We start from the raw sequence: 19,324 nt of genomic DNA, 5'->3' as shown, positions 1-19,324 counted from the left end.
CTATTAATTAATACTGAACAAATATAACCCATGAATTTTGAATATCTGAATTCGAATTTCCAGAATACTCAATTATTTTTCGATATTAGTTTTTATACCCAACCAATCTTTTGAAACCATGCCCAGAGAAAGTAAAGCTCCAAATTTCTTAGTGAAAATACTGATCGGAGGAATTTCGGTTCTAATTGCAGAATTTTTTATTCCTGGCGTATATATCGATACTTGGACAACAGGTTTCTTGCTTGCAGGGTTATTGATTCTAATCAATATAACCATCAAGCCCTTGATGATCCTTTTGACTTTGCCTCTTACCATTATCACTTTAGGATTATTTTTATTGGTAATCAATGCCTTTGCAATCCTGATTGCTGACTACATCATTCCAGGATTTTCAGTGGATGGATTTTGGTGGGCATTGCTTTTTGCGATCGTCCTCAGTATCATCAATTCACTATTTGGAAACAACATGGACTCAAGAGATTGAGATGCTTCGGTCTCCCTGTCTGATGTAAAATTTCTCTACAGAGTTTTCACTTTCCTTCCAAAGGACTCCTGGCGAGGGAGCTTTTTCTACTTGGACCAAAAGTAAAAGTTTATCAGCTGATTCATAAGGACTTGGATCATTATCAACATAGCTTAGCTTTTTGAATGACAACTCCGCTTTTGGATGACAATGCAATTCATTGGCCGATTCGATCATATAGATTTCCTCCTCTGGATCTATCCCGATAACTTGATTTTGATCAGAGATACCGACCACAATTTCTCCTCCATTTGTATTGGCAAAGGCAGCAATGGTCTTGGCAATTTTCTTTTTTGAGGTGATCTTTTGTTTCCTATCAAATGACTGGTTTTCCTTTGATTTTAGAATATAGTTCATCGAATCCTCGTCAAACTTTTCAATTTTGGCTTTATCCATCGATAAAATGTTTCTATTTTCTTTTTATTTCAATCTAGAAAGTTAACTTTCCGCTTTGACTCTAATTTTGTTTGAACATGAATCCTCAGAATAACCCAGGATTTTCACCAGAAGAAATCGCCAATCTGAAAGCTGAACTTAAAAGAATTGGCAAACCCTATCAACTAGTTGAAGATGCCGAAAATTCCGATGAGTATGTGAATTTTTACTTTATCGGAATGTATGAAGGCAAAGAGGTCATCTATGATGCGGCACTTTACACTTTGAGACTTCATCATGCCAGTGAGGTCTATGAGTTGGCCGAACATGAGGCTGCGAAGAAGTTTCCTAATTTCAACGGAATTCGCTACGAAGAAGATGAAAATGGAAATTTATTGCCTTTATCCAGTGAGGAAGAGGAGATTGGTTGGTTTATTACCGAAATGATCATGGAGATCGAAGAAGAAGAAACTGTCAAGGTTCAGGAATTCATCGATATTGATACCAATCATGATTTCGGAATCGGATTGGATGCAGCCCTTAACCTTGAACATATCGACGATTCTACTATCCGGAAGTTTATTCTCGAATACAATGAAGACACAATTTCACTGGATGAGACTCTTTACTCCTTTCAGTCGGAAGAAGAGGACGTCTGAATTATTGATTAAAACACTTTGCATGGACGCTTGTTAAAATGCAAGCGTTTTTTTTATGCTAAAAATAGCCTGGTCACCCGAATATTGCCATCCTTTACCTCCTGGACACCGTTTTCCGATGGAGAAATACGAGTTGCTACCTGAGCAATTACTCTATGAAGGGACTGTCACCGAAAGTAATTTTTTTAAGCCAGAAGTGGTCGATGAATTGCTTATTGGCCAAGCCCATGATCTTTCTTATTGGGAAAAGCTAAAAAACCTCAGCCTTAGCCGATCTGAGGAGCGAGCCACGGGATTTCCATTGAGTGAGGCTCTGGTAAAGCGTGAAATTCTAATTGCTGGAGGCTCGGTGCAAGCCGCGGAATTTGCAATAGAGCATGGAATCGCTTTAAATATTGCAGGAGGGACACATCATGCATTTCGGGATAGAGGAGAAGGCTTTTGCCTATTGAATGATATTGCTTTGACGAGCTTTCACCTCTTAAATTCTCAAAAGGCTAAGAGAATTTTGGTCATCGATCTGGACGTACATCAGGGCAATGGGACTGCTGCTATTTTTAGAAATGAGCCTCGAGTGTACACATTCAGCATGCATGGCGCCAAGAACTACCCACATCGAAAAGAAAAATCTGACTTGGATATTGAATTAGCAGATGGGACTGCCGATGAGGAATACCTTTCTATCTTGGACAAAAACTTAAAAAAGTTGATTGATGACTTTCAACCTGATTTTTTGATTTATCAATGCGGGGTTGATGTTCTTTCTTCTGACAAATTGGGGCGATTGGGAATGAGCATTCAAGGAATCTATGAAAGAGATCGGAAGGTACTTTCTGTAGCAAAAATGAATAACCTATCAATCATGTGCTGTATGGGAGGAGGCTATAGTCCTAAAATCAGTCAAATAATTGATGCGCATGCCCAAGTCTACCGATTGGCGCAGGAAATGTATTTTTGATTAGGATATTTTAAGGACACAGTTCGATTACAGGGCTTGTCAAGTCAATTCTTTCTTTATATTTGCGCCCTTGTCAAGCATGTAAAATCCACCTTGAATTTGGTAAGCAGTGAGCGACTATTGAAATGCGCTTATTTCTCCATTTTCAAAGAGCCTAAATTAATTCTCAATTAAATGAAAAAAGTATTACCCCTATTTTCCCTGGTTTCTGCATTTGCAGTAATGCTATCCTGTCAGCCAAAAACTGAACAAGCAGCAGAAACTACTACTCAAAGTGAATCTTCTGTAGAATTTTCTGATCTGAAAGTGGCTTTCGTTTTGACTGATAGTGTGATCAATAAGTATGAGTACTTCAAAACTAAGTCTGCAGAGCTTCAGGAAAAAGGAAAGAAGTTTGAATCTGATCTACAGGGTCGAGCAAGAGGCTTCGAACAAGAAGTTGCTAATTTCCAGCAAACTGGCGGAAATATGACTCCTAATCAGCAGCGAGCAAAGCAAGAGGAGCTTGTGAAGAAAGAGCAGAATCTGATGACTTATCGTGACAACCTGATGCAAGAATTAGCTGGTGACGAAAGTACCCTTTACAGTGAGGTTTACGATAAGGTTCAGGCATATTTGAAAAAATATGCAGAAGAAAACGATCTAGACCTTATCCTTAGCTACACTCGTGGTGGTGCTGTTTGGTATGGTAAAGATGCCCTAGATCTGACAGATAAGGTGGTAGAAGGACTCAATCAAGAGTTTGCTAGCGAAAAGCCTGCTGCGCAATAAATAATATCGAATCTAAGGAAACCCGGCTAGTCCGGGTTTTTTTATGTTTGAATTTGGGTAATTTTACAGCTCAAGTTAAAAAATCGAAATTATGAAGATCACCGAATTTTTGAAGCATCATTATCGGCATTTCAATGCTGCGGCACTCATCGATGCAGCCGAAGGTTATAAAACACATTTGGATGAAGGCGGGAAAATGATGGTCACCTTGGCCGGAGCCATGTCTACAGCTGAGCTGGGGATTTCTCTGGCTGAGATGATTCGACAGGATAAAGTTCAAATCATCACCTGTACCGGAGCCAACCTAGAGGAAGATGTTTTCAACTTAGTTGCTCATGATTATTATGAGCGTATTCCAAACTACCGGGACTTGTCTCCTGAGCAGGAGCAAGATCTTTTGGATCGACACATGAACCGCGTGACAGATACTTGTATTCCGGAGATGGAAGCCATGCGTCGGATTGAAGATGTGATTTTGGAGGAATGGATGAAAGCTGATCAGGCTGGAGAGGCCTATTTCCCTCATGAATTCTTTTATAAAATCTTGCTTTCTGGTAAACTGGACGATTCTTTTCAGATTGATCCCAAAAACTCCTGGCTTTTGGAAGCTGCTAAAAAGAACCTTCCTATTATCGTCCCAGGTTGGGAGGATTCCACACTCGGCAATATGTTTGCAGGACATGTGATCGCCGGAGATGTCAAAAACGTTCACACTGTCAGAAGTGGGATTGAGTATATGATGTTTTTGGCAGAATGGTATACAGAAAATGCTACCGAAGACAGTAAAGTTGGATTTTTCCAAATTGGCGGGGGAATTGCAGGAGACTTTCCTATCTGCGTGGTGCCTATGCTTCATCAAGACTTGCAGCGTGATAATGTACCACTTTGGGGATACTTCTGTCAGATATCTGATTCGACTACATCTTATGGATCATATTCTGGTGCAGTTCCAAATGAGAAAATCACTTGGGGTAAGCTAGGACTTGATACACCAAAATTTATCATTGAGTCAGATGCTACCATAGTAGCTCCGCTAGTCTTTGCGATCGTACTCGACCAATAATAAAATGTATAAACCTCAGTTTAATTTACGGGCAGGCAGCTTATTTCTGCTTGCCTTTTTTGTTTCTCTCTCGATATTTTCTCAACAAATCAAGAATCTGTCAGGGGCAAATACGCCTCAAGATGACATGAATCCGGTTTGGATAGGGGATGGCGTTTTGCTCTTTACCCGCGCCAATCATTTTCAGAATGTAGGAGGAATCAATGACCCGGGAGATATTTGGATGACCAAAAAAACTCCTGAAGGTGAATGGTCAGAGGCTATTCATCGGAAAGACCTAAGCACTGCAGGATATGATTTGGCCTTAGGCTTGGAAGATATTCTAACGCTGTTGGTCTTTCATTCAGGCTCAGATCGTTTTGGGGTGTTTCAGTATTCGAAATTCGGTCAGGAATGGAATTTTTTACGTCAGGTATCCATGCCTGAAATCGAAAAATTCCAAGGCGCTATCACTGGATCAGTTTCGAAAGGCGGAAAGTATATTTTTCTATCAGGAAATCGTTCTGATAGCCGTGGAAATGAAGACATTTATGTGAGCGAAAAACTTGGTCCTGTTCAATGGGCAGCACCAAAAAGCCTTGGATCTGCCATAAATACACCTGGTCAAGAAACTTCACCCTATTTTGACCCTAGTTCAGGACTGCTTTATTTTTCTTCAAATCTTCAATTAGGGGCCCAAGGGAAGGATATTTTCATTGCAAAAGCGCTTTCAGAAGATCTTACTGAATGGAGCGCTGCCCAGAAATGGGTTCAATTGAGCAGCCCTGGCTCAGAAAGTGCCGTCACGTTTATTTCGCCTACGGAGGTGGTTTGGACTACCACCCAAAACAGTGATGGATTCGCAGATTTGGTTACCTATGAGGAAATCACTCCACTAGAAATCCCTAATGAATTTAAGGCCCCTGAGACAGTTGCCGTTTCTCAGCAAAACCAATCTGAAAATGTGACCACCGTGACTGAATTAGCACCACTTTACCCTTCTAGTGCTGTTGGAATGCCTGAAGTGAAGCTAATGGAAAAGTCGGTTGAAATGGAGGAAGAGCCAGTTAGATGGTTGGTGATTGATCAAAAGAATAAGATTCGGGTGGAAAACTTCCGTCTAATGGCCAAAAGCGGCGAGGAGTGGAAGGAAATTCCTGCACAAAATCAAAAAATAAGTGATCTTAAAGCCTCCGGCGTTCAATTACTTCGGTTTGAAGCTGCTCAATTTTTCCCTACCTCGATTTCTTTGGCTGAATTAAAGACAAAGGAACCCAATGTGATTTTGATGACGAAAGCAGAAACTGGCAACAGTTTACTATTGGATAAAGTCAATTTCAAACGAGGTACCGCAGATCTGGAAGAGGGAGATACTTTTGACTTCTTAGATCAGATTGTAGGCTTTTTGAGTGAAAACCCAGATTTGAAGATCCGGATAAGTGGTCATACAGATAGTGCGGGTGATCCTGGATTAAACAAAGCCCTTTCTCTAGATCGAGCTGGAGCTGTAAGGGATTATTTGGTTGATCAAGGTGTAGACTTTGAGAGACTACGTATCTCTGGATGGGGCGGCACCAGACCAATAGCCTCTAATGCAACAGAGGCTGGAAGAAGTAAAAATCGTCGTGTAGAATTGACAATTGAAGATTAAAAAAGCGGTCCATTTAGGACCGCTTTTTTTATGATTATAAGCTGTAACCTTCCCGGTAGTTTCGTCTGACAAACTGGTTGGCTGGATCGAAATTGGTGATTTTCATATTTGGTCCATCCCATACCAATTTTATTCCTCTACCTGGATAGTCGAACTGATTGGCATTTCCATTTGGTCTAGGAACGCGATAGTCGTAGCTTCTAATGGCAAGATTTCCCATCAGTACTGATTCAGTAAGTGGTCCTGCCACACTGAAAGGTGAACTCAACTTTTTATACTCCTCTGATCCAAAGCCTGCAATACAAGCCTCTACCCAGTTGTTGTAGTGACCACTGTCTCCGCCAGGTACACGATACTCGGTTTCTGGGACGTTGATATATTGATTCTTAGAGGTTGGTAGGAGTTTTGGATCTCGACCGTAGGTTGCACACATCATTTTGCCGGCAGTACCTTCGATGATTACTCCATTTCCTCCATCGCCCATGATTTCGTTAGGCTCGAGTTCTGCAGGTCTTGTAGGCTGAATACCGCCATCCATCCAGTGAAATTCCAGTTCTTTTCCACCTGGCATATCAAAGCGAAGGGTGATGTGTGAAGAAGGAGGGCAGCTATCAGGGAAATATCCACGTTGGAATTCTCCTACATAAACTGAACCCACAGAGCATTCAGCAGATTTTGGATACCCAAGACCTAAGACCCTGAAAGGAGGCTCCATGATGTGGCAGGCCATATCTCCTAAGGCTCCTGTTCCATAATCCCACCATCCTCGCCAATTGAAGGGAACTAGATTTCCGACATAATCCCGGTAGGGAGCAGTACCTAGCCATAAATCCCAGTCTAAATCAGCCGGTGGAGTTACTCCCTCACTCGGCCAGGGAATTCCTTGTGGCCAAACTGGTCTATCGGTCCAAGAATACACTTTTGTCGCTTCTCCGATCAGTCCTGCGTTGTACCATTCCACCATTTTTCTGACTCCATCACCTGAGGATCCTTGATTTCCCATTTGGGTGACTACTTTATATTTCTCTGCAGCCTCTGTAAGCATTCTTGCTTCGTAAATATCATGGCTTAGTGGTTTTTGAACATACACGTGCTTCCCCATTTTCATAGCCATCATCGCCTGCACAGCATGCATGTGATCAGGAGTAGATACAGTCACTGCATCAATGTTGTCTTGCTCAGCTTCGAGCATTTTTCGGTAATCTTTGTAATAAGCTGCCTTAGGATGTGCATCCCGGCTTCGTTTAGCCCGAGTGTCATCAACATCACAAAGTGCCACGATATCGGCTTTACCACTTCTGAAGACTCCACTTACGTCATTGAAGCCCATTCCTCCAACACCAATACCTGCCACCCGAAGTTTATCACTTGGGGCAACAAAACCCTGACCCCCCAAAACATGCCGTGGAACAATATAAAATCCTGAAAGCGCCAAAGCTGAGCTTTTTATAAAATTCCTCCTTGAAGTATCCGAGCCATTTTTGTTTTCCTTCATATTATTTTATTTTCTATTGAATTTCAGTTTTCAAAATATTCAAAATAATCGCTTTTTCCTTCGAATATTTTGAGATTATTTGATTTCGGTAGGCTGAGTGGTTGAGTTTTTTTTCGGCCGTTACCGTTGAAATCTCATTTGAGGGTTTTGGAAAGAAATTTTATAAAGGATCGGACATTTGAAAAAATTTAAATTAAGTTTAACCAAACAAATCAGACACTATGACCTATCAAAAGTCAATTATCGTACTCTTTTTGACCGCTTTGGTGTTCTCTTGCGGACCGAAAGGCCCCTCACTGGATGAGAGAGGTTTGATTCCTCTCCCCAAATCGGTAAGTAGTTCCAATGGTTCCTTTGAACTCACATCAGCAGCGTCTATTCAGCTAATTGGAGATCAGGCTAGTTTAGAACCCTTGGCCCAATATTTTAATCAAACCATCAAACGGGCAACTGGTTTTGAGCTGGAAGTGGGTGAAGGAGAAGGTCAAATCATTTTAGAATTATATGGTGGGGCTTTGGACGACGAATCCTATGAATTAGAAATAACCTCAAGTCAGGCAAAGATTTCTGCAGATTCACCCGCTGGAATATTTTATGGCATTCAAACCTTGCTTCAAGCTTTTCCAAGCCAAATTTTTGCCCCTATGGCGCAAAATGTAAATTGGATTGCTCCGGCAGGAAAAATCCAAGATGACCCTGAATACCCTTATAGAGGCTCCATGCTAGACGTAGCCAGACATTTCATTGGGATGGAAGATGTAAAGCATTACATCGATCAAATGGCGAGATTAAAGTTGAACTACCTGCATCTTCACTTAACCGACGATCAAGGATGGCGAATTGAGATCAAGTCTTGGCCAAAGCTGACTGAGATAGGAGGAAAGACACAAGTTGGCGGTGGAGAAGGAGGCTTTTTTACACAGGAAGATTATAAAGAACTCGTACGCTACGCGCAAGAGCGGTTTATTACCATCGTCCCAGAAATTGATATGCCAGGGCATACCAATGCTGCCTTGGCTGCCTATGGAGAATTGAATCCAGGAATAAATTTACCGGATGGTGATCTCAGTACGGTCAATCACCCTAGTGAAGAATCCGAGATTGATTTCACTTCCAAAATGATTACCAGGGAGCCTGCTGAGCTTTATACGGGGATAGAAGTTGGTTTCAGCACTTTTGATACCGATTTGGAATTGACCTATCAGCTCGTGGACGATGTAGTTAGAGAGCTTTCTGAAATTACTCCAGGACCCTATTTCCATATTGGAGGAGATGAATCTCATGTGACCGCCAAAGATGATTATATCAAATTCGTAGAACGAGTTCAGGATATCGTTCAAAAGCATGGGAAAATCAGTGTTGGATGGGATGAGGTAGCTACTGCTAATCTTTTACCTGGAAATATTGCACAGTTTTGGGCTATGGAGGATAATGCTGCACTAGCCGTAGGACAGGGAAATCAGATTTTAATGTCGCCGGCTAAGAAATCCTATCTTGATATGCAGTATGATTCGACCAGCCGGATTGGCTTGCATTGGGCGGCGTACATTGAGTTGGATTCTGCATACCTCTGGGATCCGGCTACCTATTCTTCAAATATTAAAAAGTCTGATATTTTAGGGGTCGAAGCACCTCTCTGGACGGAAACGGTTGAAAACAGAGCCGATATTGAATATTTGACTTTCCCTAGACTAGCGGCATTAGCCGAAGTGGCTTGGTCTCCTGGTTCATCGAGAGATTGGGAAAGTTTTAAAGGTCGCGTCGCTCAACTTGGTGAAAGTTGGGAGGTTCAAGGAATTCAATTTTATAAATCCCCCAAAGTAGCTTGGTAATCAGGCGAAAGACTTAAAATCCCAGCTATCTCGGCTGGGATTTTCTGTATATGCCTTTCTCAAATCTTTGATTTTTGAGGAATTTGGAGGTAATATGGTAGCTAATTTAGAATATACATTAAAAAGAAGTTGAACTATGGGAGACATTATTGTTTCATTTGCGAATTGGATTTGGGGCACGCCGATGCTTGTTTTATTGATGGGAGGCGGACTCATTCTTTTATTCCATTCCGGATTTGTTCCCTTTCGAAAAATCGGACATGCAATCAGTCTCCTTAGAGGGAAATATGATGATGATCTTGCTCCAGGACAGATTACTTCTTTTCAAGCATTGTCTGCTGCAATTGCTGCGACAGTCGGACTTGGGAATATCAGTGGTGTGGCAATAGCTATCAATATGGGAGGTCCGGGGGCTATTTTCTGGATGTGGATTTCTGCTTTCGTTGGAATGGCTACCAAGTATTACAGTTGCTCTTTGGCTATCATGTTTCGAGGGAAAGATTCCGCGGGCACAGTTCAAGGGGGACCCATGTACGTCATCGAAGAGGGGATGGGTAAAAAATTCAAATTTCTTTCCATCATTTTCTCAGTAGCAGGAGTCATAGGTCTGTTGGCCATATTCCAAGCCAATCAACTTTCAGCGGTTTTCAGAGCAGTAATGCTAGAGCCTGCTGGTATCGAATCAACAGAGACCGTTCGATGGATTATCGGCATCACAATGATGGTCTTGGTGGCCTTTGTTGTATTGGGAGGAATTAAGCGAATAGCAGCAGTGGCGTCCCGTCTTGTACCATTCATGGTTGTACTATACTTCGTTACCGTTTTGATTATTGTAGGAAAGAATTTTGTGGATGTACCTGAAATGCTTTGGTTGATTATTTCTGATGCATTTACTGGAAAGGCTGCAGCTGGCGGCGTAGTAGGAGCTGTGATTATCACTGGGGCAAGAAGAGCAGCTTTTTCTAACGAGGCGGGAATTGGTACTGCTCCTATGGTCCATGGTGCCTCCAAGAATAGAGAGCCGATTCGAGAAGGTTTGATTGCGATGTTGGGGCCATTTATCGATACCATTGTGGTTTGTACCTTGACAGCCCTTGTAATCATGCTGACTGGAGTTTGGCAGACTACCGAAGCGGATGGAGTGAGATTGACATTGAATGCTTTTGAGTCAGCTTTACCAGGAATTGGTAAATACCTTCTCATGTCAGCGGTTTTGATCTTTGCCCTATCGACCATGTTTACCTACTCCTATTACGGGCACAAGTGCTTCAATTACCTTTTTGGAGCCAAAAGAGCTGATTTCTACAATTATTTCTATTTGATCACCATTGTGGCTGGGGCAGTGGCTTCTCTTGAAGTGGTGATTAGCCTAGTAGATGGAATGTATGCGATCATGGCAATTCCTACGATGATTTCGACCATTTATTTGGCCCCAAAAGTCAAGGCCGCTTACAAGGATTATTTTGAGCGGATGAATGCTTTAAAATGAAAGTCTTAATTGCTCCGAATGCCTTTAAAGGAACAATCTCTGCAAGTGATGCTGCTGAGATTATCGGGCAAATTGTAGCTAGTAAGTATCCAAATTCACAGGTCAAGAAGATACCGATCGCAGATGGGGGAGATGGCACTTGTGAGCTTTTGACAGAGTATTTGGAGCTAGAAAAAATAAGCACTTGGTCGCTAGATCCATTTGGAAGACCTGCTTTTGGTTCCTTTGGCTATGACTTTCGATCCAAAACTATCTACTTGGACGTTTCTACTGTCAGTGGAATCGGCTTGCTTGATAGTTCTGAATTAAACCCCCGTGTAGCTTCTACCTTCGGAACAGGTAAATTGATCCAAAAAGGGATAGAAATGGGTGCAGAGCACGTGATTCTTGGCCTTGGAGGAAGCGCTAGTATAGATTTAGGACTGGGCATCCTACAGGGTTTGGGATTTGTATTTTTAGATTCCTTGGGGAAGGAGATCGTTCCCTTTTCAGATCATTTGTTGAAAAAGTTGGCTTACGTGCAGTCTAAGCCAAAGCTTTCAAAACTTACTTTTACCTGTCTCTGTGATGTGAGAAATACTTTTTTTGGAGCCACTGGAGCGATTCCCGTATTTGGACCTCAAAAAGGCCTTAGCTCGGATCAAATGGACTCCTTTTCAGAAGATGCAAATCGTATCATACAGCTTCTCTATCAGAAGGCAAAAAAGCCATTTGAGGATTGTACAGGATTTGGTGCGGCTGGAGGAATTGCATTGGGATTAAATGCATTTTTCTCAACCGAAATCAAATTTGGAGCTTCCTATTTTTTTGATCAGGTAGCCATGGAAAATGAGGTTCAATCAAGCGATGTCGTTGTCACGGGAGAAGGTAGGTTTGATCAACAATCTAAAGAAGGAAAAGGGTGTTTTGAACTGCTACAGATATGCAAGAAATACCAAAAGCCATGCTACCTTGTTACTTCAGGGGAAGAAGGTCAAGATATTGGATTTGAATCTGTTATGAAATTACCAGAATTGGATTTTTCTCGAATAGACTATAAGAAAAAAGCAGCTGAAAATCTGAAGCTTACCTTAGAAAAGAAATTGACTATTTAGACTCTCTGATAGTCACCTTTCCAATTCTTGATTTTCATTTTGATTTCCTTCGGGCTGTAGTTTTTTTCGATTGTCTCTTCAATCAGAGGAAGCAATTCTTCATCGCTGGCAAATCGTAGGGCAATTATTTGACCTCCTTTAAGTTTTTCCTCTTTTTCCCGAAATGCCTTGCCAGTAAGTTCGGCATAGCGAGCTCTCATTTCCGCAAAAATGATCCGGTTTTGGTTTTTGAGTGCATAGATCCTGGACAACATGGGAAGTGACAGAACCATAATTGCTAAAATCAAGGATTTGATGCTTTCTGAGATTGCTTCAGAACTTGAAAAATCTAAATCGATTAGCGTCCAAATAAAAAAGGCTAAGGATAGGGGTGCTAGGAAAAAATGATGAAACGGAAAATACCGTGCGTGATTCGAGTAATCTTGTTTTTTGTCCATAAATCAAAAAAGGGCAAAAGCCCTTTTGTTAAGATTATTTTTTACCCTTTGAGAAGGTTTTACGTGCATCTACTGCTGAAAGACCTGCGCCTAATCCGATCAAAATCACAACAATCAGTAAGAATAGCTGAGCGCCGGAGGCGATAGGTGAACTGAAAATATCCAATAGAATCATGAGCTAGATTTTTGATGTTTAATTCAAGGGTCGAAGATAAAGGACTAGGCCCAAAATACCAACAAGTTCTTGGGCCATGTCACTTAAAATTCGTCGTCGAAGTCTTCGTCCTCTTCTTCGTCAAAATCATCGTCCTCTTCATCAAAGTCCATGATGTTGTCATCGACAAACTCGGATTCTTCATCTAGATCGTACTCGTCTTCAAATTCGGAGTCAAAATCATCATCGGAATCGAAGTCATCCATTTCATCAAAATCATCTTCGAAATCTTCCATAAGATTGTGGTTTAAGTGAAAACGATGCAAATAAATTAAAAAAACAAATTGCTCAATACACCGGAATTGAATTTTTTTCAACTCTTTCCAAAATTTCGGATGACTGTTGTTTTTCCCATTTTTCACGAAGTACCCTAGCCCAAGTTTCTAGATAAAATACTACATCCTCGCGCTTATTTTGGCTAAGTGACTGCTTTCTTTCGAATGGAATACGCTCCAATACTTCTGGTGCAGAAAGCCTCTCTAAATGTCCGAGATCATCTAAGGTCAAACCAAAATCCAACATTCGCTGAATAACAAGGTCGATGGGATAACCACTTGTAGGGCAAAACTCTAATATTTGATCATTCCAATCACCAGAGCGCTCCATTGCATATCGGTGAATTTCTGCTTTTGAAAAAGGTGTAAGTTCTTGAGCAAGATTTCCGCAGTTGCATGCGCCCATGTGTCCCCATTGATAGCTTGATCCTCCATCCTTAAGTTTCTTGGCCGTCCGCTCGATTGCTCCAATTAATTCGGGTTGAATTGATCTCATAGTTTTTGCTTGTTTTGATAAAAATAAAACCAATCCTGAAAACGAATGTTCCGAACTTTCAAAAAGATTTTCTAAAAAGCAAAAAAAAATTCCCTGAAGGGAATTTGTCAAATTTAATTGAAGATATTTTGAATGTACTTTTTCACCAGAGGCTTAGAGAGGTAGTCTTTGACAAACTGATATTGGCTGGCTTTATTAATGTCGCGCTCGTCTACGGAGCTACTTAAAATATAAATTTCTGCTTCTGTATCGCTAGGGTTGAATCTATCAAGAAAATCCCAGCCGTTCATCTCGGGCATATTCAGGTCTAAAAAAAGATAATGAGGCTTAATGCTCGATATTTCCTGAAGAGCTTCTTTTGCACTTTGATATTTGAAAAACTGACAAGCCTGGCTTACATTCTTGGAAATAAGCTTTTCAGTCACAAATGTGCTGATAGGGTCGTCGTCTATGAGAACAATAGTTAGCATTAAAATGCAAAATCGGGGTGCTGAATTACAATAATTATAATACAAAATTACAATCTTCTGCTCAAATAGCAAATAACCGGCCAAATAACTTTGTAATTTTTAGTGAATCTTCACACCCTTACAATGAAAGAGTAGGAGTATCTCAATAATTGATGTAACTATTTTCTAATTCTCTAAGAAATCAATCTCTGAAATAAAGCGTTCAACAACTTTTTCAGTGGTTTTTAAAACTTTTTTCTCTTTGTACTTTGGACTGTTTACCTCTGTCACACCAGTCAGAGTCATTAAAAATTTGTCTTTTTCTGGATCAATAAAATCTATGATTACCTGGAGGAGCTCATAATTGTCTGTGCGCGGAGGATCATTGTAGGGGGAATAAGGATTGAACATCCAAGGATCCCAAACTCGCATTCCCCAAAATGGGTAGGGATTGTTGAAACTGTTTATTTCTCGCTGTCTCATGTCTTCATTAGAAGTGTAGCGAATGACAAGGTCAGGTTTGACTCGATCGTAGGTAAGTCCTTGACTTTCGAAAGACTCACGAATTTTGTCTTGGACCTTTGCATCTAAAAACTGGGCTGAAAAGCCATTCATATTCACCTCAGCATTGACGATCACGAAGGAATTGTATTTTGCTGATAGTGGAAGCTCCGTGTTCTCTTTAAAAATTTCTATGCTACTACACGATTGTATAACGACCATCAAAAGGATCGTCCAACCAATTGAAAATTTTCCTTTAAGCATTTCAGAGTATTTTTACCTTTCAATCAAATCACAAATCCCAAACCAATTTTGGCATTTTAAGTAAGGAATTTGAAATCTTATTTTCCTACCTAAAATGTATAACTAATTTTGGAGAAATTTCGCGACATGAGCAGACCTGATTTTGATGATATTTTTATGGAGTTGGCCGTCAACTTGGCAAAGCGTTCTCATTGCATCAAAAAGCATGTGGGTGCCGTCTTGACAAAAGATACGAGAATTATTTCTATTGGATATAATGGGCCGCCAGCTGGTACGCACAACTGTGATTTGGAATTTCCTGATACCGGATGTGCACGAGACAGTAAGGGGAGCTGCTCGCTTGCCCTGCATGCCGAGCAAAATGCGATTTTATATGCCGTTAAAAATAATACATCAGTAGAAGGTTCTACCCTCTATGTGACCCTAGCTCCATGCCTTCCATGTGCGAGGATTATTTTTTCTATGGGAATAGCTAAAGTGGTTTACCTATTTTCCTACGCAGAATATAAAGGCATTGGAAGTGATGAAGGCGTTGATTTCTTACGAAAGTTTGGGGTTCAGGTGGACCGTTATCATAAGGAATTAGAGGTGCATGATCCTCTGATTTAAATGAAATTGACTTCAGGGCTTAATTTAATTCCGAACTTTTCTTCCACACTTTTTTGAATCTCTTGGGAGAGCTCTTGAATTTCTTTCCCTTTCCCTTTTCCAAAATTGACCAAAACCAAAGCTTGTTTGTTGTGGACACCGATGTCATTTCGCCTAAAGCCTTTCCAACCAGCCTGATCTATGAGCCAAGCAGCGGGGACTTTAATGACCTCATCCACCTTATAGCCCGGGATTTCGGGGAATTGATCTTTTAGCTTTTCAAAAGTAGATTCTGAAATAGTTGGGTTTTTAAAAAACGATCCTGCATTGCCTATTTCAGCTGGATTGGGAAGTTTGGACTGACGAATGGCAATAACAGCATCAGACACCTCTTTGATTCCAGGATTCTCAGCTTTCATTTCTGCCAAAGTATCCTTTATAGCTCCATAGCTGATATTGATCAAAGGAATTTTCGAAAGCTGAAAGACGACCTCACAAATAATATACTTGTCTTTAAGTCTATGCTTGAAGACACTTTCCCGATAGCCAAATTGACATTCTTCTGCAGAAAAGGTTTCCAGTTCTAAGGTTTTTCGATTTAAGGCTTTCAGGTGATAAAATACTTGTTGAATTTCAACGCCGTAAGCACCGATATTTTGCATCGGGGAGGCGCCTACTGTTCCTGGAATGAGTGAAAGATTTTCTATTCCTGCCCAATTTTGAGCAATTGCAAAAAGAACAAATTCATGCCAGTTTTCACCAGCACCAACTGATACAAGTACTTTTTCGGAATCCTCTTCTACTACCTTAATCCCTTTAAGCTCTAACTTGATCACCAAGCCCGTAAAATCTTGTGTCAGAAGGATATTACTTCCACCGCCAAGGATAAGAATGGGGATAGTTTGAGACTCTGCAAATAGAAGGGCCTCTTTTAATTCTTTCAGTCCTGAGACTTTTGTAAAAAATCTTGCTTTTGCGTCTATACCAAAAGTATTGTATGGTTTTAACGACGTGTTTTCTTGTATATTCATGGGCTGTATCTCTGCAAAGAAAAAGTTTTTTAATGAAAATAGAACCGAATTCCCGAGAGGATTTATGAAAGAATTAAGTATTAACGGAGTCAAGATCCGACCTGGCCAATCTGTCAACATAGAAATCCCAATCGCAAAGCTTCCTACTCATACGCTGATTGATCTTCCTATTTTTATAAGGGCTGCGAAAGAGCCTGGTCCTGTGGTTTTAATCACGGGTGGAGTACATGGTGACGAGATCAATGGGATAGTGACCGCCAGAAGGATTTTGGATGAAATTGATGCTGGACTGGACTTGCTTTTGGGTACTGTCATCATCATTCCCTTGGTCAATATTTATGGTTTTCTATCAAATAGCAGAACTTTTCCTGATGGACGAGATCTAAACAGAAGCTTTCCTGGAAGCAAAAAAGGCTCCCTTGCGGGGCAAATTGCCTACATATTGAGCGAAGAGATTATTCCTCAGATTGATTTGGGGATAGATTTTCACACAGGTGGACGAATGCTAGCCAATCAACCACAGGTTCGGGTAGATTTTAAGGATAAAAAGGCCCGGAAATTAGCTGAGGTATTTGGGACCTATTATGTAGTCAATTCGAAATTGATTGATAAGTCTTTTCGAAAAACCGCTTATTCGGCCGGAAAGCAATTGATTGTATTTGAAGGAGGGGAATCCATGCGAATCGACGAATTATCTACGGATGAGGGGGTTGCTGGTACTAAACGAATTCTTCATCATCTTGGCATGATTGAGGAAAACCCCGAAAGGAGAGACACTATCGTTCTCAAGGAATCTTCATGGATCAGAGCAAAATCGTCAGGAATTTTTAATGCCTCTGTGAAAGCAGGGGATCAAGTAAAAAAGGGACAGATATTAGCAAGGATAACCGATCCTTACGGCCAAATTAAAATTCCAGTCAAAGCTCCTTCTGATGGCCATATAATTGGTTTAAATAATTTACCAGTAATTAACGTGGGAGAGGCTCTGATTCATTTGGGAAAGGAGGGATGATTTTATAAATTTAAGACTTACTAATTTTTGATTCATGAGTCTTTTGAAGCAGTATCAATCGGTACGCTCCCATTCTGTAAATCTATGTAAAAACCTCCTTATTGAAGATTTTAGCCTGCAGGCATCAGAGGAAGTGAGCCCTCCGAAATGGCACCTCGCTCACACCACTTGGTTTTTTGAGCAGTTTATTTTGGTTAATTATCTAAAAGGATACCAGGTAAAACACCCACAGTTTAATTTCCTTTTCAATTCCTACTACAATGCAATGGGTAGACGGACCGCGAGAAATCAGCGGGGTCTCATGACTAGACCTGCTGTGAGTGAAGTCTTTGAATACCGAGCTTATGTAGATGAAGCCATGTCTCAATTAATCCAGGATGCTAAGGAAGAGGTGGAAAAACTCATCACTTTGGGACTCAATCATGAGCAGCAGCATCAAGAACTTCTGATCACGGATTTGAAATATTCCCTTTGGCACAATCCTCTTGACCCTGCTGTCATGGATATTCAGGAATATAGTACTGAAGCTAAAAGTCATTGGATCGATGTGAAGGAGGGAATTTATGAAATCGGTTATAGTGGAAATGAATTTTGCTTTGACAATGAGCTAAAAGCGCATCGGGTATTCCTAGAACCCTTCTCAATCGCCTCTTCCTTAGTCACCAACGGAGAATATTTGGAATTTATGGATTCTGGAGGTTATGAAAAATCTAGGTTTTGGCATGATGAAGGATGGTCATGGGTTCAAAATCAATCCCAAAAAGCTCCTCTTTATTGGGAAGAAATCGATGGAAAATGGACTTATTACACCCTTGCAGGTCGCAAAGACCTTGACCTTGAAGCAAGCTTAGCACATGTCAACTTTTATGAAGCATCCGCTTTTGCCGCATGGAAAGGAGCGAGACTACCCACGGAGTTTGAATGGGAAGTAGCTCAGTCCAAATTTTCTTGGGGAAAACGATGGGAATGGACCAATTCGGCTTATTTGCCCTATCCCGGATTCAGTATTGCCCCAGGTGCTTTGGGGGAATATAATGGAAAATTTATGGTGAACCAGATGGTTTTACGTGGTGCCTCTGTTGCTACCTCCGAGAATCACTCTCGACCTACTTACAGAAATTTTTTCCACCCACAATTTAGATGGCAGTTTATGGGCATTCGCCTTGCCAAATCCCTTTAAAAAATGACCAATTCCGATTCTAAGAAAAATGCATTCCTGAGCGAAGTGCTTTCAGGGCTTAATCAATATCCAAAGCGGCTCTCTTCCAAATACTTCTATGATGAAAAAGGGGATAAGCTCTTTCAAAAAATCATGTCTCTTCCGGAATATTACCTAACCAGAAAGGAGTTTGAAATTTTGGAAAGACAGCATGAAGCCATCTTTTCAGCAATTCTTAAAGTGACACATGATTTTAATTTGGTGGAACTTGGTGCAGGTGATGGATTGAAAACTCGGATTTTGCTCCGATACCTCAAATCTAAACCTGATGTCAATTTTACTTACTTTCCGGTTGATTTTTCCGGTTCGGTACTAAAGGAATTAGAAGAAAAGACGCTTCATGAGCTTCCCGGGATCGATATAAAGCCACTTCAATCTTCTTACAGAGAGGCTATGAAACTGAGGCCTTGGGAGAATGGCAAGCCTACGCTAATACTTTTTTTGGGATCGAATATCGGGAATTTTGATTTGGAAGAAGCAAAGGATATTCTGAACCAAATTGCTGCTGGATGTCAAACGCACGATTGGGTACTACTGGGTATAGACTTAAAGAAAGACCCGGAAATAATCTTGAAGGCTTACAATGACTCTCACGGAGTGACGAAGGAATTTAATTTTAATCTTCTGGATCGAATCAATCGGGAGTTGTCTGCAAACTTTGATCGAAATAACTTTAAGCATTGGCCGACTTACAACCCGATTACCGGTGAATGTCGCAGCTATTTGGTCTCCTTAAAAAATCAGCAGGTTACCTTCTCCGAAGCTGGAAAAATCGTTTCTTTTGAGGCTTTTGAACCCATTTGGACAGAAACAAGTAGGAAGTATGGAATCAGTGAAATTCAGTCTCTTGCAGCAAATGCTGGCTTTAAGGTTGTTGACTTTTTTAATGATACGGAAGATTACTTTACTGATGTCCTTTGGCAAAGGGTATAAAAAAAAGCAGGACTTA

At 40.8% G+C, this 19,324-nt stretch carries 22 protein-coding genes; 13 read left to right on the top strand and 9 right to left on the bottom strand.

Going from position 1 to position 19,324, the window contains the following annotated elements:
* Window positions 1-118 precede the first annotated feature (118 nt).
* Window positions 119-484 (top strand): phage holin family protein, encoded by a 366-nt coding sequence (locus CDH51_RS02315; protein ID WP_026945735.1) that lies wholly within the window; start codon window positions 119-121, stop codon window positions 482-484.
* Here the strand turns inward: CDH51_RS02315 and CDH51_RS02310 are convergent.
* Window positions 473-919: an AlbA family DNA-binding domain-containing protein gene (locus CDH51_RS02310; RefSeq protein WP_100627064.1), complete on the bottom strand. Its 447-nt coding sequence runs from the start codon at window positions 917-919 to the stop codon at window positions 473-475. The genes CDH51_RS02315 and CDH51_RS02310 overlap by 12 nt on opposite strands.
* 77 nt (window positions 920-996) lie before the next feature.
* Here CDH51_RS02310 and CDH51_RS02305 point away from each other — a divergent pair, with 77 nt between their 5' ends.
* The 5 genes from CDH51_RS02305 to CDH51_RS02285 all read left to right on the top strand — a co-directional run bounded on the left by CDH51_RS02305 (window position 997) and on the right by CDH51_RS02285 (window position 5,979).
* Window positions 997-1,557, top strand: coding sequence for a hypothetical protein (locus tag CDH51_RS02305; protein WP_100627063.1), 561 nt, complete (start codon window positions 997-999; stop codon window positions 1,555-1,557).
* Between the two features lie 55 nt (window positions 1,558-1,612).
* Window positions 1,613-2,515, top strand: coding sequence for a histone deacetylase family protein (locus CDH51_RS02300; protein WP_100627062.1), 903 nt, complete (start codon window positions 1,613-1,615; stop codon window positions 2,513-2,515).
* Window positions 2,516-2,689: 174 nt separating this feature from the next.
* Window positions 2,690-3,286: an OmpH family outer membrane protein gene (locus CDH51_RS02295; protein ID WP_026945732.1), complete on the top strand. Its 597-nt coding sequence runs from the start codon at window positions 2,690-2,692 to the stop codon at window positions 3,284-3,286.
* 91 nt (window positions 3,287-3,377) lie between these two features.
* Window positions 3,378-4,349 carry a deoxyhypusine synthase family protein gene (locus CDH51_RS02290; protein ID WP_026945731.1) on the top strand — a complete coding sequence of 324 codons (972 nt, stop codon included), beginning with the start codon at window positions 3,378-3,380 and terminating at the stop codon, window positions 4,347-4,349.
* Window positions 4,350-4,353: 4 nt separating this feature from the next.
* Window positions 4,354-5,979, top strand: a complete 1,626-nt coding sequence (locus CDH51_RS02285) for an OmpA family protein (protein WP_100627061.1) — start codon at window positions 4,354-4,356, stop codon at window positions 5,977-5,979.
* Window positions 5,980-6,013: 34 nt separating this feature from the next.
* Here CDH51_RS02285 and CDH51_RS02280 read toward each other — a convergent pair whose 3' ends face one another.
* The gene (locus tag CDH51_RS02280) at window positions 6,014-7,474 is read right to left on the bottom strand and encodes a Gfo/Idh/MocA family protein (RefSeq protein ID WP_024282350.1); all 1,461 of its coding nucleotides are present in this window, start codon (window positions 7,472-7,474) and stop codon (window positions 6,014-6,016) included.
* Window positions 7,475-7,695: 221 nt separating this feature from the next.
* Between CDH51_RS02280 and CDH51_RS02275 the strand changes: the two genes are divergently transcribed.
* From CDH51_RS02275 to CDH51_RS02265, 3 genes are all read left to right on the top strand, one after another.
* Window positions 7,696-9,306: a beta-N-acetylhexosaminidase gene (locus CDH51_RS02275; RefSeq protein ID WP_100627060.1), complete on the top strand. Its 1,611-nt coding sequence runs from the start codon at window positions 7,696-7,698 to the stop codon at window positions 9,304-9,306.
* A 136-nt stretch (window positions 9,307-9,442) separates the two neighbouring features.
* Entirely contained in the window at window positions 9,443-10,795 is a 1,353-nt protein-coding gene (locus CDH51_RS02270) for an alanine/glycine:cation symporter family protein (RefSeq protein ID WP_100627059.1), read from the top strand.
* Window positions 10,792-11,889: a glycerate kinase family protein gene (locus CDH51_RS02265; protein ID WP_100627058.1), complete on the top strand. Its 1,098-nt coding sequence runs from the start codon at window positions 10,792-10,794 to the stop codon at window positions 11,887-11,889. Before CDH51_RS02270 ends, CDH51_RS02265 begins: the two co-directional genes overlap by 4 nt.
* Here CDH51_RS02265 and CDH51_RS02260 read toward each other — a convergent pair.
* From CDH51_RS02260 to CDH51_RS02240, 6 genes are all read right to left on the bottom strand, one after another.
* Entirely contained in the window at window positions 11,886-12,326 is a 441-nt protein-coding gene (locus CDH51_RS02260) for a DUF6526 family protein (protein ID WP_100627057.1), read from the bottom strand. The two genes, CDH51_RS02265 and CDH51_RS02260, sit on opposite strands and share 4 nt — an antisense overlap.
* Before the next feature lie 34 nt (window positions 12,327-12,360).
* Window positions 12,361-12,501, bottom strand: coding sequence for a hypothetical protein (locus CDH51_RS20015; RefSeq protein WP_155850808.1), 141 nt, complete (start codon window positions 12,499-12,501; stop codon window positions 12,361-12,363).
* Window positions 12,502-12,584: 83 nt separating this feature from the next.
* The gene (locus CDH51_RS02255) at window positions 12,585-12,776 is read right to left on the bottom strand and encodes a hypothetical protein (protein ID WP_100627056.1); all 192 of its coding nucleotides are present in this window, start codon (window positions 12,774-12,776) and stop codon (window positions 12,585-12,587) included.
* Window positions 12,777-12,828: 52 nt separating this feature from the next.
* A complete protein-coding gene (locus tag CDH51_RS02250; RefSeq protein ID WP_100627789.1) occupies window positions 12,829-13,311 on the bottom strand; it encodes a hypothetical protein in 483 nt (160 codons plus the stop codon).
* A gap of 113 nt (window positions 13,312-13,424) precedes the next feature.
* Window positions 13,425-13,781: a response regulator gene (locus tag CDH51_RS02245; RefSeq protein ID WP_100627055.1), complete on the bottom strand. Its 357-nt coding sequence runs from the start codon at window positions 13,779-13,781 to the stop codon at window positions 13,425-13,427.
* Window positions 13,782-13,946: 165 nt separating this feature from the next.
* Window positions 13,947-14,525, bottom strand: a complete 579-nt coding sequence (locus tag CDH51_RS02240) for a DUF4136 domain-containing protein (RefSeq protein WP_100627054.1) — start codon at window positions 14,523-14,525, stop codon at window positions 13,947-13,949.
* 126 nt (window positions 14,526-14,651) lie between these two features.
* On the opposite strand from CDH51_RS02240, the gene CDH51_RS02235 reads away from it, so the two are divergent.
* On the top strand, window positions 14,652-15,134 hold the full coding sequence (locus CDH51_RS02235; protein WP_100627053.1) for a deoxycytidylate deaminase: 483 nt from the start codon (window positions 14,652-14,654) through the stop codon (window positions 15,132-15,134).
* Here the strand turns inward: CDH51_RS02235 and murB are convergent.
* Window positions 15,131-16,144: a UDP-N-acetylmuramate dehydrogenase gene (gene murB, locus CDH51_RS02230; RefSeq protein WP_100627052.1), complete on the bottom strand. Its 1,014-nt coding sequence runs from the start codon at window positions 16,142-16,144 to the stop codon at window positions 15,131-15,133. The genes CDH51_RS02235 and murB overlap by 4 nt on opposite strands.
* Window positions 16,145-16,208: 64 nt before the next feature.
* Here murB and CDH51_RS02225 point away from each other — a divergent pair, with 64 nt between their 5' ends.
* From CDH51_RS02225 to egtD, 3 genes are read left to right on the top strand one after another with little or no spacing between them, the layout of a single operon-like run.
* Window positions 16,209-17,156 (top strand): succinylglutamate desuccinylase/aspartoacylase family protein, encoded by a 948-nt coding sequence (locus tag CDH51_RS02225; RefSeq protein WP_100627788.1) that lies wholly within the window; start codon window positions 16,209-16,211, stop codon window positions 17,154-17,156.
* Between the two features lie 34 nt (window positions 17,157-17,190).
* The gene (gene egtB, locus CDH51_RS02220; RefSeq protein WP_100627051.1) at window positions 17,191-18,336 is read left to right on the top strand and encodes an ergothioneine biosynthesis protein EgtB; all 1,146 of its coding nucleotides are present in this window, start codon (window positions 17,191-17,193) and stop codon (window positions 18,334-18,336) included.
* A 3-nt stretch (window positions 18,337-18,339) separates the two neighbouring features.
* On the top strand, window positions 18,340-19,308 hold the full coding sequence (gene egtD, locus CDH51_RS02215; RefSeq protein WP_100627050.1) for an L-histidine N(alpha)-methyltransferase: 969 nt from the start codon (window positions 18,340-18,342) through the stop codon (window positions 19,306-19,308).
* Window positions 19,309-19,324 lie beyond the last annotated feature (16 nt).

Origin of the sequence: Algoriphagus formosus, from assembly GCF_002807035.1 — a bacterium.
GTDB classification, from domain to species: Bacteria; Bacteroidota; Bacteroidia; order Cytophagales; family Cyclobacteriaceae; genus Algoriphagus; species Algoriphagus formosus.
The sequence above is the reverse complement of the archived record's forward strand: the minus strand, read 5'-3'. Positions and strand labels throughout refer to the sequence as shown.

Coding starts and splice junctions, on each gene's coding strand:
- egtB (WP_100627051.1), top strand. CDS start 17,191: ATGAGTCTTTTGAAGCAGTATCAATCGGTACGCTCCCATTCTGTAAAT.
- CDH51_RS02315 (WP_026945735.1), top strand. CDS start 119: ATGCCCAGAGAAAGTAAAGCTCCAAATTTCTTAGTGAAAATACTGATC.
- murB (WP_100627052.1), bottom strand. CDS start 16,144: ATGAATATACAAGAAAACACGTCGTTAAAACCATACAATACTTTTGGT.
- CDH51_RS02290 (WP_026945731.1), top strand. CDS start 3,378: ATGAAGATCACCGAATTTTTGAAGCATCATTATCGGCATTTCAATGCT.
- CDH51_RS02260 (WP_100627057.1), bottom strand. CDS start 12,326: ATGGACAAAAAACAAGATTACTCGAATCACGCACGGTATTTTCCGTTT.
- CDH51_RS02275 (WP_100627060.1), top strand. CDS start 7,696: ATGACCTATCAAAAGTCAATTATCGTACTCTTTTTGACCGCTTTGGTG.
- CDH51_RS02250 (WP_100627789.1), bottom strand. CDS start 13,311: ATGAGATCAATTCAACCCGAATTAATTGGAGCAATCGAGCGGACGGCC.
- CDH51_RS02245 (WP_100627055.1), bottom strand. CDS start 13,781: ATGCTAACTATTGTTCTCATAGACGACGACCCTATCAGCACATTTGTG.
- CDH51_RS02295 (WP_026945732.1), top strand. CDS start 2,690: ATGAAAAAAGTATTACCCCTATTTTCCCTGGTTTCTGCATTTGCAGTA.
- CDH51_RS02300 (WP_100627062.1), top strand. CDS start 1,613: ATGCTAAAAATAGCCTGGTCACCCGAATATTGCCATCCTTTACCTCCT.
- CDH51_RS02235 (WP_100627053.1), top strand. CDS start 14,652: ATGAGCAGACCTGATTTTGATGATATTTTTATGGAGTTGGCCGTCAAC.
- CDH51_RS02225 (WP_100627788.1), top strand. CDS start 16,209: ATGAAAGAATTAAGTATTAACGGAGTCAAGATCCGACCTGGCCAATCT.
- CDH51_RS02285 (WP_100627061.1), top strand. CDS start 4,354: ATGTATAAACCTCAGTTTAATTTACGGGCAGGCAGCTTATTTCTGCTT.
- egtD (WP_100627050.1), top strand. CDS start 18,340: ATGACCAATTCCGATTCTAAGAAAAATGCATTCCTGAGCGAAGTGCTT.
- CDH51_RS02305 (WP_100627063.1), top strand. CDS start 997: ATGAATCCTCAGAATAACCCAGGATTTTCACCAGAAGAAATCGCCAAT.
- CDH51_RS02255 (WP_100627056.1), bottom strand. CDS start 12,776: ATGGAAGATTTCGAAGATGATTTTGATGAAATGGATGACTTCGATTCC.
- CDH51_RS02280 (WP_024282350.1), bottom strand. CDS start 7,474: ATGAAGGAAAACAAAAATGGCTCGGATACTTCAAGGAGGAATTTTATA.
- CDH51_RS20015 (WP_155850808.1), bottom strand. CDS start 12,501: ATGATTCTATTGGATATTTTCAGTTCACCTATCGCCTCCGGCGCTCAG.
- CDH51_RS02270 (WP_100627059.1), top strand. CDS start 9,443: ATGGGAGACATTATTGTTTCATTTGCGAATTGGATTTGGGGCACGCCG.
- CDH51_RS02310 (WP_100627064.1), bottom strand. CDS start 919: ATGGATAAAGCCAAAATTGAAAAGTTTGACGAGGATTCGATGAACTAT.
- CDH51_RS02240 (WP_100627054.1), bottom strand. CDS start 14,525: ATGCTTAAAGGAAAATTTTCAATTGGTTGGACGATCCTTTTGATGGTC.
- CDH51_RS02265 (WP_100627058.1), top strand. CDS start 10,792: ATGAAAGTCTTAATTGCTCCGAATGCCTTTAAAGGAACAATCTCTGCA.